The organism is Thalassospira sp. CH_XMU1420-2 (assembly GCF_037029325.1).
GTDB classification, from domain to species: Bacteria; Pseudomonadota; Alphaproteobacteria; order Rhodospirillales; family Thalassospiraceae; genus Thalassospira; species Thalassospira povalilytica.
In genome coordinates this window covers 318,850-334,083 of sequence record NZ_JAYMEG010000005.1, presented here as the reverse complement: position 1 = coordinate 334,083, position 15,234 = coordinate 318,850, and the positions used below count along the sequence as shown (strand labels likewise).

Below are 15,234 nucleotides of genomic sequence, written 5' to 3'. Positions count from 1 at the left end.
GGTGCGCTTGCGGCGCTCCGTTCCTGAACAGGACATTGTCGTCTCCTCATGGTGACAACATATTTCAGGACGAGACACCCCCACAAAAAAAGCCTGCCAATGTGGCAGGCTTTTTTTGTGGGTTGATGTACGCATCACCCGATCATTCACAGGCGTCATCCGCAATCGGGTTGCGGCAACTTCGATACCTTGTCCAAAGTGCCGAACACTTCGAACTCGCCATAATCAAACCGCATGGCATGGGCCACACCGTTTTCCCCGAAATCGACCGCCATTTCGGTCGAAGGTCCGTTTTCCGCCTCGCCCAGCGGATAGAATGCCAAGCTCATGCGGTGAAACGGCGTATCGGCGATCCCGTCGGGATCATCGGCCTTGTGTTCGGGTTTCTTTTCACCGGAAATCACCACCGCAATCCGGTTGGTCGGGGTTTCCCCGCTGCCATCAAAGACCAGATCATTGCCAAATTTCTCGCCGGCAGCCGCCCGTTTTAATAGCTCGACCGAATGCTGTGTCGGGAACATGGTATCAGCCGGAAGTTCTTCGGTGACTTCGACCGGGATTTCATAGGTGACCGTCACCCCGTCGCTTTCACGCACGGCCTTGCCAACGATTTCGTCGACCTTGGTGCCATCAAGATAATCGCGCATTCTGAACCGGTATTGTGTCCCGGCGAAGTTTTCCCACTGGGTCATCGAATAGGCGGAATTGATTGACGCCCCTTCGGCCCCTTGCAGGATCATGATCTGCTGCATCTCTGTGACCCAGCCATCGCACATTTTTTCAAAGCGATAGCCCAGAACACCGGACGCATCGACCACCGAACTGCCCTGCTCGGACCGGGTCATCTTGAAATGATATTCTGCGACATGGGGCACCATCGTGCTTTCCATGGCGGAAATATTCCCCGCCTGTGCTGCACATCCGGCAAGGCCCGAACACAAGATCAGCGTTCCTGCAAAGGAACGCCGATTGACTTCAAACTTCGAAAACAAAACCGACAAAATCACTCTCCGGTGGCGCCAATCCCGACAATCCAGGGATCTTTAACACCCTTTTTGGCAGCAAGAAGGCGTAAATCATTTGCATGTTCTGCCGAAAGCGGCCCGACAGCGACCCGCATATAGGTGCGGCCACTGACAAGTGCATTCAAAAGTCGCGGCTGATATTCGTGATAAATCTCAAGCGCCTTCTGAGCACGGAGCTTGTCGGTAAAACTTGCCAGAATGACATAGTCACCGGGCAGCGGCGCTGCAAGTACATCACCGGCCAATCCCTGGCCGTCTTTGGTCACATCAATCGGCGCGGAAACCGTTGTGCCATCATCGGTCATAACGGTGGTATCGACCAGGGCGGCCGTTACGGTTCCGTTCAGGGCCGGCTCGGCCGGTTTTGCATCGGGGACATACCCGGCAATTGCCGCATCGGCTTCGGCCTGGGGATCAAGCACATTCCCCTCGCGGCCATATGAATTCACATCACCAAGATCGAGTTGCTCGCTCGCAGATGCGACTTCAACCGGCTGTGCATCGGCAAGCCCGTCATTGGTTGCCACTTGATCGGTCGGCACTTCATCGACTGGTGCGACAGGTGCATCAAGTGCGACTTCTGTCACGCTTGCGCGCGGCGGAAGATCGGTTTTGATCATCGGGGTGGCCGTCATGTCGGCCGGGCGCGACCAGTTTTCAGCCGGTGCATTGACCGCATAGATTTCCGGGCGGGCGGCGCGAATTTCACGTTTGATTTCGGGCTCGCCCATCACCGCAAGGGCGGCGGCCTCTTCCTCAAGGATGGTGTCCTCATCCTTGCAAACATCCTGATCAAACAGCGGACGGTGCAAGGCGCAATCCTGCGCGGCGACGATTGAAACGGCGTGATCGGTGGTGCTTTTGCCGGTTGTGACATAACTGATCAGGTCACCTGCCAGTTTGGCGACGGTAAGTTCGATCGGCCCGCCACATGCGCTCAGCGCCAAAGGTGCCGCCACAACTAGTATCTTTTTCACAGCCCGTCCCCCGCAGGATCAAATTTGTTCTCTTGCGGGCACTTTGACGCATTGGCGGTTAATATTAGGTAACCAAAACCTGCCCGCATCATCCGGTCGGGCACAAGTTCAACGAAAAACGGCCCGGAAAACCGGGCCGCTCTTTACGTTTGAAATCTAGGTCGGATGACCGGTCTTTCAATCAGTCTTTTTTCGCCTTCGGCGGCATCTGGACACGCAGATGCAATTCCTTGAGCTGCTTGTCTTCGACATTCGACGGCGCATTCATCATAAGGTCCTGCGCCTGCTGGTTCAGCGGGAAGGCAATGACTTCACGAATGTTCGGCTCGTCTGCCAGCAGCATGACGATACGGTCAACACCCGGTGCGGAACCACCGTGCGGCGGGGCGCCGAATTTGAATGCGTTAAGCATGCCACCGAACTGTTCTTCGACAACATCCTTGCCGTAACCGGCGATTTCGAACGCACGATACATGATGTCCGGGCGATGGTTACGAATGGCACCCGACGACAGTTCGATACCGTTACAGACGATGTCATACTGCCACGCCTTGATATCGAGCGGGTTCATGGTCTCAAGTGCTTCAAGGCCACCCTGCGGCATCGAGAACGGGTTGTGGCTGAATTCGATCTTGCCGTCGTCGTCTTCCTCATACATCGGGAAATCAACGATCCAGCAGAATTTGAACATGCCTTCTTCACGCAGTTCAAGTTCGTCACAGACCTTGTCACGGACCTTGCCGGCGAATTTGGCGGCTGCCAGTGCCTTGTCACAGACAAAGAAGACCGCGTCGCCATTGGCAACACCGGTGATTTCCTTGATCTGGGCGATACGATCAGCGTCAAGGTTCTTGGCAATCGGGCCTTTTGCTTCGCCGTCTTCGCCATAAACGATATAGCCAAGACCAGCCGCACCTTCATCACGTGCCCAGGAATTGAGTTTGTCAAAGAAGCTGCGCGGGCGTGCTGCGGCACCGGTTGCCGGAATGGCACGAACGACCGAACCTTTTTCGATGTTCGACGCAAAGATGCCAAAGCTCGAACCACGGAACGGCTCAGTCACATCGGAAATGATCAGCGGGTTGCGCAGGTCCGGCTTGTCCGAACCGTATTTCGCCATCGATTCATCAAACGGAATACGCGGGAACGGGAACGGGGTTACATCGCGACCACCGCCGAACTCGACAAAGATTTCGTACAGAACCGGCTCAATCGCGGCAAACACGTCTTCCTGGGTGGCAAAGGCCATCTCGAAGTCGAGCTGATAAAACTCGCCCGGCGAACGGTCGGCACGGGCGTCTTCATCACGGAAGCACGGTGCGATCTGGAAGTAACGGTCAAAGCCCGAAACCATCAGAAGCTGTTTGAACTGCTGCGGGGCCTGCGGCAGGGCATAGAACTTGCCCGGATGCATGCGCGACGGCACCAGGAAGTCACGCGCGCCTTCCGGCGAACTTGCCGTCAGGATCGGGGTCTGGATTTCCAGGAAGCCCTGTGCGGTCATTTTCTGACGCATGGCCGAAATGACTTTGGAACGCAGAACGATGTTGGAATGCACGCTTTCACGACGCAGGTCGAGATAACGGTGACGCAGGCGGATTTCCTCGCCATATTCGACATCGCCAAAGACCGGCATCGGCAACACTTCGGCCGAAGACTGAACTTCGACATTCGATGCGTAAACTTCGATCTCGCCGGTCGGCAGATTCGGGTTGATGGTTTCTGCGGTACGTTTGACAACCTTGCCATCCACCGTGATCACGCTTTCGGCGCGCGCTTTATCAAGCGTTTCAAACAGCGGGCTGGAAATGTCGATCACGACCTGGGTGATGCCGTAATGGTCGCGCAGGTCAACAAACAGAAGGTTGCCGTGGTCACGCTTACGGTGAATCCAGCCAGACAGACGAACTTCCGCATCTGCGTCAGTCGCGCGCAGCGCATTACAATTGTGTGAGCGATAAGGATGCATTGTCATTCCAGGTTGCTTTATATTTTGGGCCGCAAATTTGGCCGCAAAGGTGCATGCCAGACCCGCGCTGTCAAACAAAAAACGCACCACAACGTGCCCGGCCCGAACAATTCGGGACGTTTTGCTGTGATGTGTCGGTTGCCGTTCAGACGCGGCGTCAAAATTTCAGCGGTATAAAACGCTCTCGGGGGCTGCGCGTCAAGTGCTGTCACCAGAGACCGTCAAATCATTCCGATCCAATTTTGACAGCCTGCAATTCCTTGACCTTGGTAAAGCCGATCAGCCTGCCGGTGCCAAAAGCAATATCGGTCCAGTTTTCAACATCAAATTCAAAATGCGCCAACGCACATGTCGGGAATTTTCGTGCCATGGCGTCGCGCGCGCCCTCGTCCCCGCCGCCAAACAGTGCCTGGGCGAATTGTTCCATCCCCGGATTATGGCCGATGAACATCACGGAATTTGCGTCCTCGTGGGTGTGATGCAAACTTTCAAGCAGCACCCGTTCCCCCGCCATATAAAGATCTTCGCTATAGATAACGTCCGCATTGCTGGCAAAATCACGCCCAAGAAGGCCAAGCGTCTGAACCGCACGGGCGGCTGTCGAACACCACACCAGATCAGGGATCAGAGCCTGCTCGCGCAAGTAACGCCCCATAAAGGGGGCTGCCTTCTCGCCACGGCGGTTCAATTCCCGATCATGGTCGGCCCGACCGGGATCGGCCCAGCTTGATTTGGCATGTCTGAGCAACAGCAACGTTTTCATGTCTTTGGTCTTTACGGCCATGAAGGATGATCAAACGGTGTTCTTCCATGCCATATCAACGCCCGCGATGCCATCAGAAAAACTGACACATAAATTTAAGAAAATTGCACGGGCGCAAACAGTTATCCTATACTCCATTTGCAACCGGGACCTGTCGCATAAATTCAAAGACATTCCCTCAATCCGCAGGAGGCATAGCGTGACTCACGCCGCTGCAGTTCAATCAAGCGCGATCACCATTGATTCGGAAAGCCGTTTTATCAATCGCGAACTTTCGTGGCTGGCTTTCAACAATCGTGTTCTTGAAGAAGCCCAGAACAGCGGGCACCCGCTGCTTGAACGTTTGCGCTTTCTGTCGATTTCGGCCAGCAACCTTGATGAATTCTACATGGTCCGCGTCGCCGGCCTTGTCGGGCAACTTCGTGCCGGCATGACCAAAGTCAGCCAGGATGGCATGAGCCCGTCCGAACAGCTGCGCGCCATTACCTTTGATGCCAACCAGTTGATGCAGGATCAGCAGCGCATCTGGCGCCAGCTCAGCCGTGAAATGGAACAACAGGGCATCTCGGTCATTGATCAATCCGATCTGACTCAGACCGATCGCAAATGGCTTGATGGCTATTTCATGCGGGAAATCTTCCCGACCCTGACCCCGCTTGCGATTGACCCGTCACACCCGTTCCCGTTCATTCCCAACCTTGGCTTTGCCATTGTGATGCAGCTGTTTGACCCGGCGGATGGTCACAATATGCGTGGTCTGATCCCGGTCCCGCAAAAGATCGGCCGTTTCCTGCGCCTGCCCGGCCGGACCGAACGCTATCTTCCGGTCGAACAGGCGATCTTGCTGTATCTCGGCAAGCTGTTCCCGGGCTTCGATATGATCGAACATGGTTTCTTCCGCGTCATCCGTGACTCGGATGTCGAGATCGAAGAAGAAGCAGAAGACCTGGTGCGCGTTTTCAAAACCGCTCTTAAACGCCGCCGTCGTGGCAGCATCATCCGCCTTAAGGTCAATGCCGGCATGCCCGAAGACCTTCTGGACTTTGTGATCGACGAACTTGATGTCGCACTCGAAGAAGTCGTCAAGGTTGATGGTCTTTTGGGGGTTGTCGATGTCAAACAGTTGATCGATTCCGATCTGCATCATGATTTGCTGTTTGCGCCCTATGCCGCGCGCTATCCGGAACGGGTGCGCGACTTTGGCGGCGATTGCTTTGCCGCGATCAGCAAAAAGGACCTTGTGGTTCACCACCCGTTCGAAGATTTCGACGTGGTGGTGCAGTTCCTGCTTCAGGCAGCGCGTGATCCCGATGTCGTCACCATCAAACAGACGCTTTACCGTACGTCGGAAAACAGCCCGATCGTCAAAGCCCTGATCGCCGCGGCCGAGGCCGGAAAATCCGTTACCGCCATGGTCGAGCTCAAAGCCCGCTTTGACGAAGAAGCCAACCTGCGCTGGGCGGCCGACCTTGAACGTGCGGGCTGTCAGGTGGTCTATGGCTTCCTTGACTGGAAAACCCACGCCAAGGTGTCGCTGGTTGTCCGCCGTGAAACCCACGGCCTTAAAACCTATGTCCATTTCGGTACCGGCAACTATCATCCGATCACGGCCAAATTCTATACCGATATTTCCTTCTTCTCGTGCGATCCGGCACTGGGGCGTGATGCGGCAAGCATCTTTAATTTCATGACCGGCTATGCCACGCCGCGTTCTTTGGAAAAAATCGCGATTGCCCCGCATACCCTGCGCCCGACCCTTCTGACCCACATCGATCAGGAAATCGAAAACTGCAAGGCCGGCAAACCGTCCGGCATCTGGGCCAAGATGAACAGTCTTGTCGATCCGGTAGTAATCGATGCACTTTATCGTGCAAGCCAGGCGGGCGTTCATGTCGAACTGGTGGTGCGCGGGATTTGCTGTTTGCGCCCGGGTGTGCCGGGGCTTTCGGAAAACATTCGCGTCAAATCGATTGTCGGCCGGTTCCTTGAACATTCGCGCATTGTGGTCTTTGCCAACGGGGCCAAACTTCCGTCGCGCAAGGCCAAAGCATTCATCTCCTCTGCCGACTGGATGCCACGCAATTTGAACCGCCGTGTTGAAACCCTTGTTCCGGTTGAAAACCCGACCTGTCAGCGCCAGATTGTTGAACAGATCATGATTGCCAATCTCAAGGACACTGCACAGGCCTGGTATCTTCAGCCAGATGGCTCTTACGAACGTTGTGAAGCTGATCAAAAGGCATTTTCATCCCATCAGTATTTCATGACCAACCCGTCCCTGTCAGGTCGCGGCAGCGCCCTGAATGAAGAGGACCCGAATGTCCCCGTTCTGCAACTTGATGACTGATGCCGTCAAAATGCAGACACACGACCAACAGGTGCCACCAACAGTATGCTAACTGACCAACGGGCTTCCAACCGCATCGCGATCATTGATGTTGGCTCCAACTCTGTGCGCCTTGTGATTTTCGACGGCATGACGCGTGCCCCGATCCCGATTTTCAACGAGAAAGTCATGTGCGGACTGGGGCGTGATCCGGAAGATACCGGCAAGCTCAATCCCGAAGGGGTCGAGCTTGCCGTGGTCGCCATGCACCGGTTTGCAACGCTTCTGCGGGCGATGAAAGTTACACATGTCGATGTGCTTGCCACCGCGGCGGTCCGTGCGGCCAGTGACGGTCAGCTGTTTTGCGATCGCATCGCCAAGGAAACCGGATTGACCGTCAAGGTGATTGACGGCCTTGAAGAAGCAAGGCTTTCGGCACTTGGCATTATTTCCGGCGACCCGGTTGCGACCGGCATCATGGGCGATATTGGTGGCGGGTCGCTCGAACTGGTTCTTCTTGATCAGGGCGAAATCAAAAAACGCGTCAGCCTGCCCTTGGGGGCAATGCGCCTTCATGCGGTATTTGGGTCTGATCGCGCCCGCCTGACCAGTGAAATCACCCGCCATCTCGACAGTGTCGACTGGCTGGCAGAGGCCGCCGGGCAACAGCTTTTTGCGGTTGGCGGGTCATGGCGCTCGATCGCAAAACTGTTCATCGCCCAGGAAAACTATCCGATTTCGGTTGTCCATAACCTGGCAATGCCGCGTTCGGAAATGGATGAACTGACCCATATCATTTCCCAGCAAAGTCGCATCTCGCTTGAAAAGGTTGGCGGTGTTTCAAAACGCCGTATTGACAGCCTGCCCCATGCTGCCCTTGTCATGAATATGTTGATGGCCCGCATGCGCCCAAGCGAAGTGGTCTTTTCCGGACACGGATTGCGCGAAGGCTGGATGTATGAAGTCCTGCCCGAAGACTTGCGTCAGCGCGATCCGGTACTTGATGCCTGTCTGAGCTTCGCCGAAGACGGCGAACGCTTCCACCAGCATGGCGAAGAACTTGCCCACTGGTGCGCCCCGATCTTTACCGCACTTCCGGTCAATATCGAACGGCTGCGTCTGGCGGCCTGCATTATTGGCGATATCGGATGGAACGAACACCCCGATTACCGGGCAATCCAAAGCTATAACCGGATTTTGCGCCACCCCTATCTTGATCTCAATCACCATGACCGGGTGTTTCTCGCCTATACCATCGGGTCGCGCTATACCGGCAACTTCAAAGGTGATGAATCAAGCGAACGCATCCTTGACGAGGATGACCGTCTGACCGGCCGACTGTTTGGTCATGCCATCCGTCTTGGCCATACGCTTTCAGGCGGGGTTGAGGGGATATTGCCAAAAACCCGTCTCGTCCTCGAAGCCGATAAATTGATCCTCGAATTCGACAAGCAGGTCGCCGCACTTTACGGCGAAGTGGTCGAACAAAGGCTTTCCAAACTGGCCAAGCTCATGAACCGCGAAAGTGAAGTCCGTCTGGTGTAAATCGGGAACGGTTTGCTTTCGCACCGAAAGCCGCTATGTTGGGGATGCTTCCAAGCACCCCGTCCGCGGAAAGGGCTGCGCCCGGTTTAACACATATGAAACACACGGTTTCCTTGCCTGTCTGGCGGACACAGGCGTTATGATCAGGGGAATCGTATGTCTGCATCACGCACAACGAAATCCGATAAAGCCAAATCTTCGCGCCCAAACCGCATCTTCTTTGACGGGCGCCTGAACCTTGAACAGCAACGAAAGCGCGCCAAGGATCTTTTGCGCGCCCTGCGTGCCGGGAACCAAACCGCGCAACAACGCTTTGTCGATGCAAATCATCCGACCGGGGCTGCGGGATTTGCCGATATCCGGCTTGCCGACGCCCAATTGGTGATTGCACGGGAAAACGGCTTTGCCAGTTGGCCCAAACTGAAAAACCATATCGACCGCATCACCGAACAGAACCGTCAGATTTCCAGCGGAAATCCACCCGTGCTTGATACCAAACGCACCCTGCATCTGCGTTGCGGATCAGACATCCGGAACGGACTTGGCATTGCCGGTTTTGTCGGGGATTTTCTGGAATTTGCCGATCCGTTCTGTCAGGGGCCGGTGCCGGATCTACCGCTTGATGAATTCATTTCAGTTCGCGCCGATTTCATCGCAAGCGGTTATCACATCACCCCAAAGGATGCATTGGCCAGAAGCAAACGCGAATATGCTGCGCTGAACCGCCTGGATCAATATGATCATGTGGTTTTATGGTTCGAACATGACGGCTACGACCAGCTTATTCTGGCCTTCCTGATGGACTTCATCGCCACCGCACGACCCGCGACAAGGATCGAATTGATATCGGTCGGTGCAATCCCCGGTGTGGAGCGTTTTATCGGTCTTGGGCAATTGTCCCCGGAACTGCTGATCTGGTGCTGGGAAAATCATCGGGTATCGGTGACTGACGCCATGCTTGAAACCGGTCGCACGGCATGGAAGGCCATTCGCTCCGCAACACCCGACGCACTGGAAAAATTCATCCAAACCGGAACCAGCGCCCTGCCCCATCTGATCCCGGCCCTTGAACGCCACATCGCCGAATTGCCGGACCCGCAGTCGGGGCTTGGCCTGACGCAGAAACTTGTCCTTCAGATCGCACGCGATCACGGCCCGCTTCCGGTTGGCAAAATCTATGCCCATCTCATGCGAAGCTACGATCCGCTTCCCTATCTGGCCGACCTGATGTTCTGGTCTGAAATCCAGACCATGATGCACTGCAAATCGCCGCTATTTACCCTGTCAGACAATCCGGACCAGCACTGGCCAACCCGCATCCTGACCATAACCGCTACTGGCTCAGACACATTGGCAGGCAACCAAAACTTCCTCGACAATTTCACCACCACCCGCTGGGTCGGCGGGATCGAAGTGAGGCCCTATAGACTATTCGGACCATGATTATAGTGCCTTCGTTACTTACTTGGTCTCAGTACTAGTAAATCGCATCAAAATCCCATAAATTCTCTGACGTTTCTCACAAAATTCAAGTTAGAATCTTTAATGCAGCCAAGAACGACAATCGTCACAGTCACCTATAACAGCGGCTTGGTTTTTCGGAATTTTCTCAGCACAATTCCCAAAGAAATCCCACTGATTATTATCGATAATGCCTCGACGGATAACACTCTCGAGCTAGCCAATGAACTCCGTCCTGATGCACAAATCATCTACAACGAAATCGGCCTTGGTTACGGCAATGCGGCGAGCCGTGGCCTTAAAAAAGTTGCGACAGAATTTGCTCTGATTGCAAACCCGGACTCACTTGTAAGCAAGGAAGCAATATCTGCTCTTGAACAGGCTGCAGACACCTACCCGGATGCTGGCATGTTTGGGCCGATCCACCTTGACGACAACCAAAAGGTTGAGCTTAGCTATAACGTAGATATCTGGCACCGCAACAACACGAAAAGACCAAAATTCACACAGATCGCCGAAGGTCCGATTTGTGTCGAGTTTCTTTCCGGTGCCGTCAATCTAATTCGCAAAACGGCGGCACGAAAAATCGGCTATTTCGATCCAAACATCTATTTGTATTTCGAAGACGACGACCTTTGTCTGCGTCTGCGTGCAGCTGGCTATAATGTGGTTCTGGTACCAACTTCGGTGGTTACCCATCTTAACGGCGGCTCGGTGCGTCCAAACCGTGCTTATTATTGGCGTAAATTTTGGCACTTTGCTTGGTCACGTGTCTATTTCGAACGCAAATACAAAGGTCAATTAGCTGCACTTTGTATCGGGTCAAAACTTGGAGCCAAATTCGGCCTACGAGCTATTGCATATATTTTGATCGGAAACCGAAAGAAAAGCTGGCGGGACCTCGCCCGGTTCTGCGGAACGGTAAGTTCGATATTTGGTTGCCGTGCAACAAAAATTACTCACGAACAATTTGATTAGAACCTGCTGCAAGGTCATTCAAGTTAACAGCTTTGCAATCCTGAAAATCTCGCTGCGCAGCCATTTATGGGCTGCGTTTGCGGCGTTCCGGACGTGCCAGTATTGGGCAAAGCCATATTCGGGAAATTCCAGCGGAAAGTCACAGGTCGCAAAGCCCCCCATCACGTTTTCCGCCAATCGCGACGGCAATGTCGCGATGACCTTGGTGCCGCGGATCAGGTTTGGAATGCTGGCAAAGGTTGAAACCTGCAACGCCGTGCGGCGTGATCGGCCTGTTGCACGCAGCAAATCGTCAATCGCCGACACGTCATTCGCCCCGATGATCACACGTGCATGATCGGCCGCACAGTACCGATCAAGGGTATCGGGCGCAGCATCATGAAAACCCGGATCATAAAAGCAGCGCATCTGTTCACGAAACAGCGCCTGCATTGCGATATCGGCATGCTTGCCCGCCGACTGGATGCTGATGGCATGGTCAATCTTGCCACTGCGCAGCAAGCCGACGAAATGATCCTCGCCACTGATCGACAAGACCTTGAGACGAATATCTGCCTTGCAGGACTGCAATCGTTGCATCAATGCCGGCAAGACGACGCTGACTTCATAGTCATTACACCCAATCGTAAAATGCGCGCCATGAGACGGATCATCCGGGTCAAACGCCACAACCCTGGTCAGATCACGCATCCCTTGTAACAAAGCACGGATCTGCGGCGCGATTTCATCGGCATGTGCGGTTGGCGCAACCGATCGCCCCGACCGCACAAAAAGCGGATCGCCGATAATCTGGCGCAACCGGTCAAGCCCGTGACTGACGGTGGGCTGCCCAACACCAAGACGATGCGCCGCAGCCGTAACCGATCCTTCGTCATAGATGATCAGGAACAGACGCAACAACCGATAATCAAGATCAAATTCATCGATATTCATGCATACTTATTATCATACCCATCGAATTGACCATATAGGTTTTAAAGATCACATTCTCCGTCATGAACAGGCGACGCCTGCCCCAAATTGGAGAATTGAAATGACCACACTGATTACCGGCGCAACCGGCCAGCTCGGCACTCTCGTTGTGAAACACCTGCTTGATCGCCTTCCGGCCCGCGAAATTGCGGTAAGTGTCCGCACCCCGGCCAAGGCCGAAAATCTTGCAGCACTTGGCGTTGATGTTCGGCATGGTGATTTTGATGACCTAGCCCTAATGACCACTGCCTTCAAGGGCATCGAAACCGCCCTGATCATTTCAGCAGAAGCCGACAATGCAACCCGCATTGCCCAGCACCGCACAGCGGTTGATGCCGCCAAGGCCGCGGGCGTCAGACATCTGGTTTACACCAGTATCATTGACCCGCGTGCTGATGCCGATTTCACCTATTCTGCCATTCACCTTGATACCGAAAATTACATCAAGGAAAGCGGCCTGAATTACACCTTCCTGCGCAACAGTTTCTATGCCGACCTTCTGCTTGCCGGTGTTGCGCACGCACTCGAAACCGGGGCTTATGGCGCACCGGCGGGCGATGCCAAAATCACCTATATCCCGCGCAATGATTTGGCCGAGGCCGCCGCAGTGGTTCTTGCCAATCCCCAAAACCACATCAATGCGACCTATGATCTGACCGGTGCGAAAGCCGTGACCCATACTGAAATTGCCAGCTACATCGCCAAGGCGACTGGCAAGGACATTACCTTTGCCGACCTGCCGGCTGACGTCCACATCGGGATCCTTAACAGCATCGGCCTTCCCGGCCATCTGGTCGAAGCCCTTGCCGGTCTATATGTCGGCGCGAAAAAGGGCGATTACGAAACCGTCAGTGATGATTTCGAAACGCTGGTTGGCCGCAAGCCGCAATCTGTCGAAGATTTCATTCGCAAGGCCCTGACGAACTAAGCCAACCTTGCCACCAAACAAAACAGCCGCCCGGCGTTCCGGGCGGCTGTTCTCGTTTCCAACATGCACAACAGATCAGCGCCCAAAAAAAACGGACCCCAAACGGGGTCCGGCAAGTTTCAGGGAGGCATCGGAACAAGGGGCAATTCCGGTGATCTCGTCTTCCTGCTTTACGGTGCAAAACTCAGCAACGTCGAAACGAAAAGCACGGCGGTCGATGTGATCGAAAAGACAACATATTTGACAATCATGTTCAGGGTCCTTTGCTGGCGGGGGTGACAGACAAGACAGCACCGGGGACGTGCCACCTTGCCTGCCGGGAGACGAATGTTTTCCGCCGAAATTTCCTGTCCGCTTCGCGATACGGAACATGGCGGTCAGGCATCAAAGCCCAAGATCGGACAATCCGGGATGATCATCGGGACGGCGTCCTTGCGGCCAATGGAACAAGCGTTCCTGTTCCGTGATCGGTTTGTCATTGATCGATGCAACGCGATGACGCATCAGGCCATCTTCATCAAATTCCCAATTCTCGTTGCCATAGGCACGGAACCAGTTGCCGCTGTCATCGCGATATTCATAGGCAAAGCGCACGGCGATCCGGTTTTCATGAAACGCCCACAGCTCCTTGATCAGGCGGTATTCCATCTCCCTGGCCCATTTGCGGGTCAGAAAAGCGACAATGTTTTCGCGACCGGCAAACATTTCCGAACGGTTTCGCCATTGGCTGTCTGGCGTGTAGGCCAGGGAAACCTTTTGCGGATCACGGCTGTTCCAGCCGTCTTCCGCCAGGCGGACTTTCTGTTTGGCGGTCTCGATATTAAAGGGAGGAAGCGGCGGCCGTGACATCGATCTTGTCCTTTGGTGCTGGTTTGAAAAAGGAACCCCGGTCGGTTCGGAGCGATATGCGGAGGGGGGACCACCGACCGGGGCTTTGCCGGAAGCAGGCCTGCCCTTAGGCGGCAGATGCCGTCACGACCGGGAAATCAATCGGCGTATCGAACGCCTCATTCAGGTAATTGGTCAGGGTATTCAGCGCGACATGTGCCACGATCTCGACCAGTTCGGCCTCGCTAAACCCGGCTTCCTTGACAGCCAAAACATCAGCAGCAGAAACCTGGCCACGGTTATGAACCAGTGCCACGGCAAAGCGCACGGCGGCATTGGCCTTCGGATCGGTCGACGCCCCGTTGCGATTGGCGGCAATTTCCGCATCGTCAAGTTTCGCAAGGTTCTTGCCAAGATAGGTATGCGCCGACAGGCAATAGTCACAGCCATTAAGCTGGGCAACCGCAAGGGCGATGCGTTCACGGGTCTGGGGATCAAGCGCGCCTTTGGCCAAGGCACCGTTAAGGCCAAGATAGCCTTCAAGTGCTGCCGGGCTGTTGGCCGTCAAACGAAACAGGTTCGGCACCGATCCGAGCAGTTTTTTCACGCCTTCAAGAAGCGGTTGGGCATTTGCCGGTGCAGCATCAATCGATGCAGGAAGCGTAATTCGCGTCATGGACTTTCTCCTTAAAAGATTTTGCGTCATCAGCTGATGAACGATACATACAGACAGGTCTGTCTATTTGTCAAATATTTTTTGGACCGGTCGTTCTGAAACGTGCAATGCTTGCATTTCTGCGCCCTTCGCGGCACAAGAAGACAGACCGGTCTGACTATTGGAGAAAAAAATTGAGATCAAAACGCGACGATCTGATCGATACGGCGCTGCGCCTGTTCTACACACAGGGCTTCAACGCCACCGGCATTGACAAGATTCTTGCCGAGTCCGGCGTCGCCAAAATGACGATGTACAAACATTTCAAATCAAAGGACGAACTGATTGTTGCCGCCCTTGAACGTCGCGATGAACAGTTCAGGGACTGGCTGACCGGTGAAATGGAAAAGGCATCGTCCGAACCGCGCGCCAAACTGCTTGCCATGTATGATGCGCTTGAAATCTGGTTTACCGGGCGCGCCTTCAAGGGGCTCGGTTTTGCCGGCTGTGCGTTTATCAATGCATCGGGCGAATTTTCAAAACTCGACCACCCTGCCCACCGCATTGCCGCCGATCACAAGAAAAAGATACTCGACTATCTTGTCGAACTTTGCAGCGCGGCGGGTGCAGCTGATCCGGTCGGACTTGCCGAACAGCTTGCCCTGCTTAAGGAAGGGGCGATTGTAACCGCACAGGTACGCGGCCTGTCTGATGCGGCCCAGATTGCCAAATCAATTGCCACCGGCCTTCTGGATGCGGCCATACCGGCATAAGGTAGCCTGTTGCCTTGATCCGTGCGCCCAACAA

Annotated in this window: 13 protein-coding genes; 6 read left to right on the top strand and 7 right to left on the bottom strand. The window is 54.6% G+C overall.

Annotated elements, in window-relative coordinates; genetic code table 11:
* Window positions 1-155: 155 nt before the first annotated feature.
* The 4 genes from WA429_RS16935 to WA429_RS16920 all read right to left on the bottom strand — a co-directional run bounded on the left by WA429_RS16935 (window position 156) and on the right by WA429_RS16920 (window position 4,734).
* Entirely contained in the window at window positions 156-1,007 is an 852-nt protein-coding gene (locus tag WA429_RS16935) for an EipB family protein (protein WP_231856695.1), read from the bottom strand.
* Window positions 1,004-2,002: an SPOR domain-containing protein gene (locus WA429_RS16930; RefSeq protein ID WP_287466347.1), complete on the bottom strand. Its 999-nt coding sequence runs from the start codon at window positions 2,000-2,002 to the stop codon at window positions 1,004-1,006. The genes WA429_RS16935 and WA429_RS16930 overlap by 4 nt, the downstream gene beginning before the upstream one ends.
* 181 nt (window positions 2,003-2,183) lie before the next feature.
* Window positions 2,184-3,971 (bottom strand): aspartate--tRNA ligase, encoded by a 1,788-nt coding sequence (aspS, locus tag WA429_RS16925; RefSeq protein ID WP_101248067.1) that lies wholly within the window; start codon window positions 3,969-3,971, stop codon window positions 2,184-2,186.
* A gap of 226 nt (window positions 3,972-4,197) precedes the next feature.
* A complete protein-coding gene (locus tag WA429_RS16920) occupies window positions 4,198-4,734 on the bottom strand; it encodes a SixA phosphatase family protein (RefSeq protein WP_336107670.1) in 537 nt (178 codons plus the stop codon).
* Between the two features lie 199 nt (window positions 4,735-4,933).
* On the opposite strand from WA429_RS16920, the gene WA429_RS16915 reads away from it, so the two are divergent.
* The 4 genes from WA429_RS16915 to WA429_RS16900 all read left to right on the top strand — a co-directional run bounded on the left by WA429_RS16915 (window position 4,934) and on the right by WA429_RS16900 (window position 11,044).
* A complete protein-coding gene (locus WA429_RS16915) occupies window positions 4,934-7,081 on the top strand; it encodes an RNA degradosome polyphosphate kinase (protein ID WP_068518200.1) in 2,148 nt (715 codons plus the stop codon).
* A gap of 45 nt (window positions 7,082-7,126) precedes the next feature.
* Window positions 7,127-8,605 carry a Ppx/GppA family phosphatase gene (locus tag WA429_RS16910; protein WP_101248002.1) on the top strand — a complete coding sequence of 493 codons (1,479 nt, stop codon included), beginning with the start codon at window positions 7,127-7,129 and terminating at the stop codon, window positions 8,603-8,605.
* Between the two features lie 156 nt (window positions 8,606-8,761).
* Window positions 8,762-10,048, top strand: a complete 1,287-nt coding sequence (locus WA429_RS16905; RefSeq protein ID WP_287466345.1) for a DUF1835 domain-containing protein — start codon at window positions 8,762-8,764, stop codon at window positions 10,046-10,048.
* Window positions 10,049-10,150: 102 nt separating this feature from the next.
* Window positions 10,151-11,044, top strand: a complete 894-nt coding sequence (locus tag WA429_RS16900) for a glycosyltransferase family 2 protein (RefSeq protein WP_287466344.1) — start codon at window positions 10,151-10,153, stop codon at window positions 11,042-11,044.
* A gap of 18 nt (window positions 11,045-11,062) precedes the next feature.
* Here WA429_RS16900 and WA429_RS16895 read toward each other — a convergent pair whose 3' ends face one another.
* Entirely contained in the window at window positions 11,063-11,977 is a 915-nt protein-coding gene (locus tag WA429_RS16895; protein WP_287466343.1) for a LysR family transcriptional regulator, read from the bottom strand.
* 100 nt (window positions 11,978-12,077) lie between these two features.
* On the opposite strand from WA429_RS16895, the gene WA429_RS16890 reads away from it, so the two are divergent.
* Window positions 12,078-12,944: an SDR family oxidoreductase gene (locus WA429_RS16890; protein ID WP_287466342.1), complete on the top strand. Its 867-nt coding sequence runs from the start codon at window positions 12,078-12,080 to the stop codon at window positions 12,942-12,944.
* Window positions 12,945-13,328: 384 nt separating this feature from the next.
* Here the strand turns inward: WA429_RS16890 and WA429_RS16885 are convergent, their stop codons facing one another.
* Together WA429_RS16885 and WA429_RS16880 are read right to left on the bottom strand one after the other, a co-directional pair.
* On the bottom strand, window positions 13,329-13,793 hold the full coding sequence (locus tag WA429_RS16885) for a nuclear transport factor 2 family protein (protein WP_114112656.1): 465 nt from the start codon (window positions 13,791-13,793) through the stop codon (window positions 13,329-13,331).
* A gap of 106 nt (window positions 13,794-13,899) precedes the next feature.
* Window positions 13,900-14,448, bottom strand: coding sequence for a carboxymuconolactone decarboxylase family protein (locus WA429_RS16880; RefSeq protein WP_287466341.1), 549 nt, complete (start codon window positions 14,446-14,448; stop codon window positions 13,900-13,902).
* 173 nt (window positions 14,449-14,621) lie between these two features.
* Between WA429_RS16880 and WA429_RS16875 the strand changes: the two genes are divergently transcribed.
* A complete protein-coding gene (locus WA429_RS16875; protein WP_114112658.1) occupies window positions 14,622-15,200 on the top strand; it encodes a TetR/AcrR family transcriptional regulator in 579 nt (192 codons plus the stop codon).
* Window positions 15,201-15,234 lie beyond the last annotated feature (34 nt).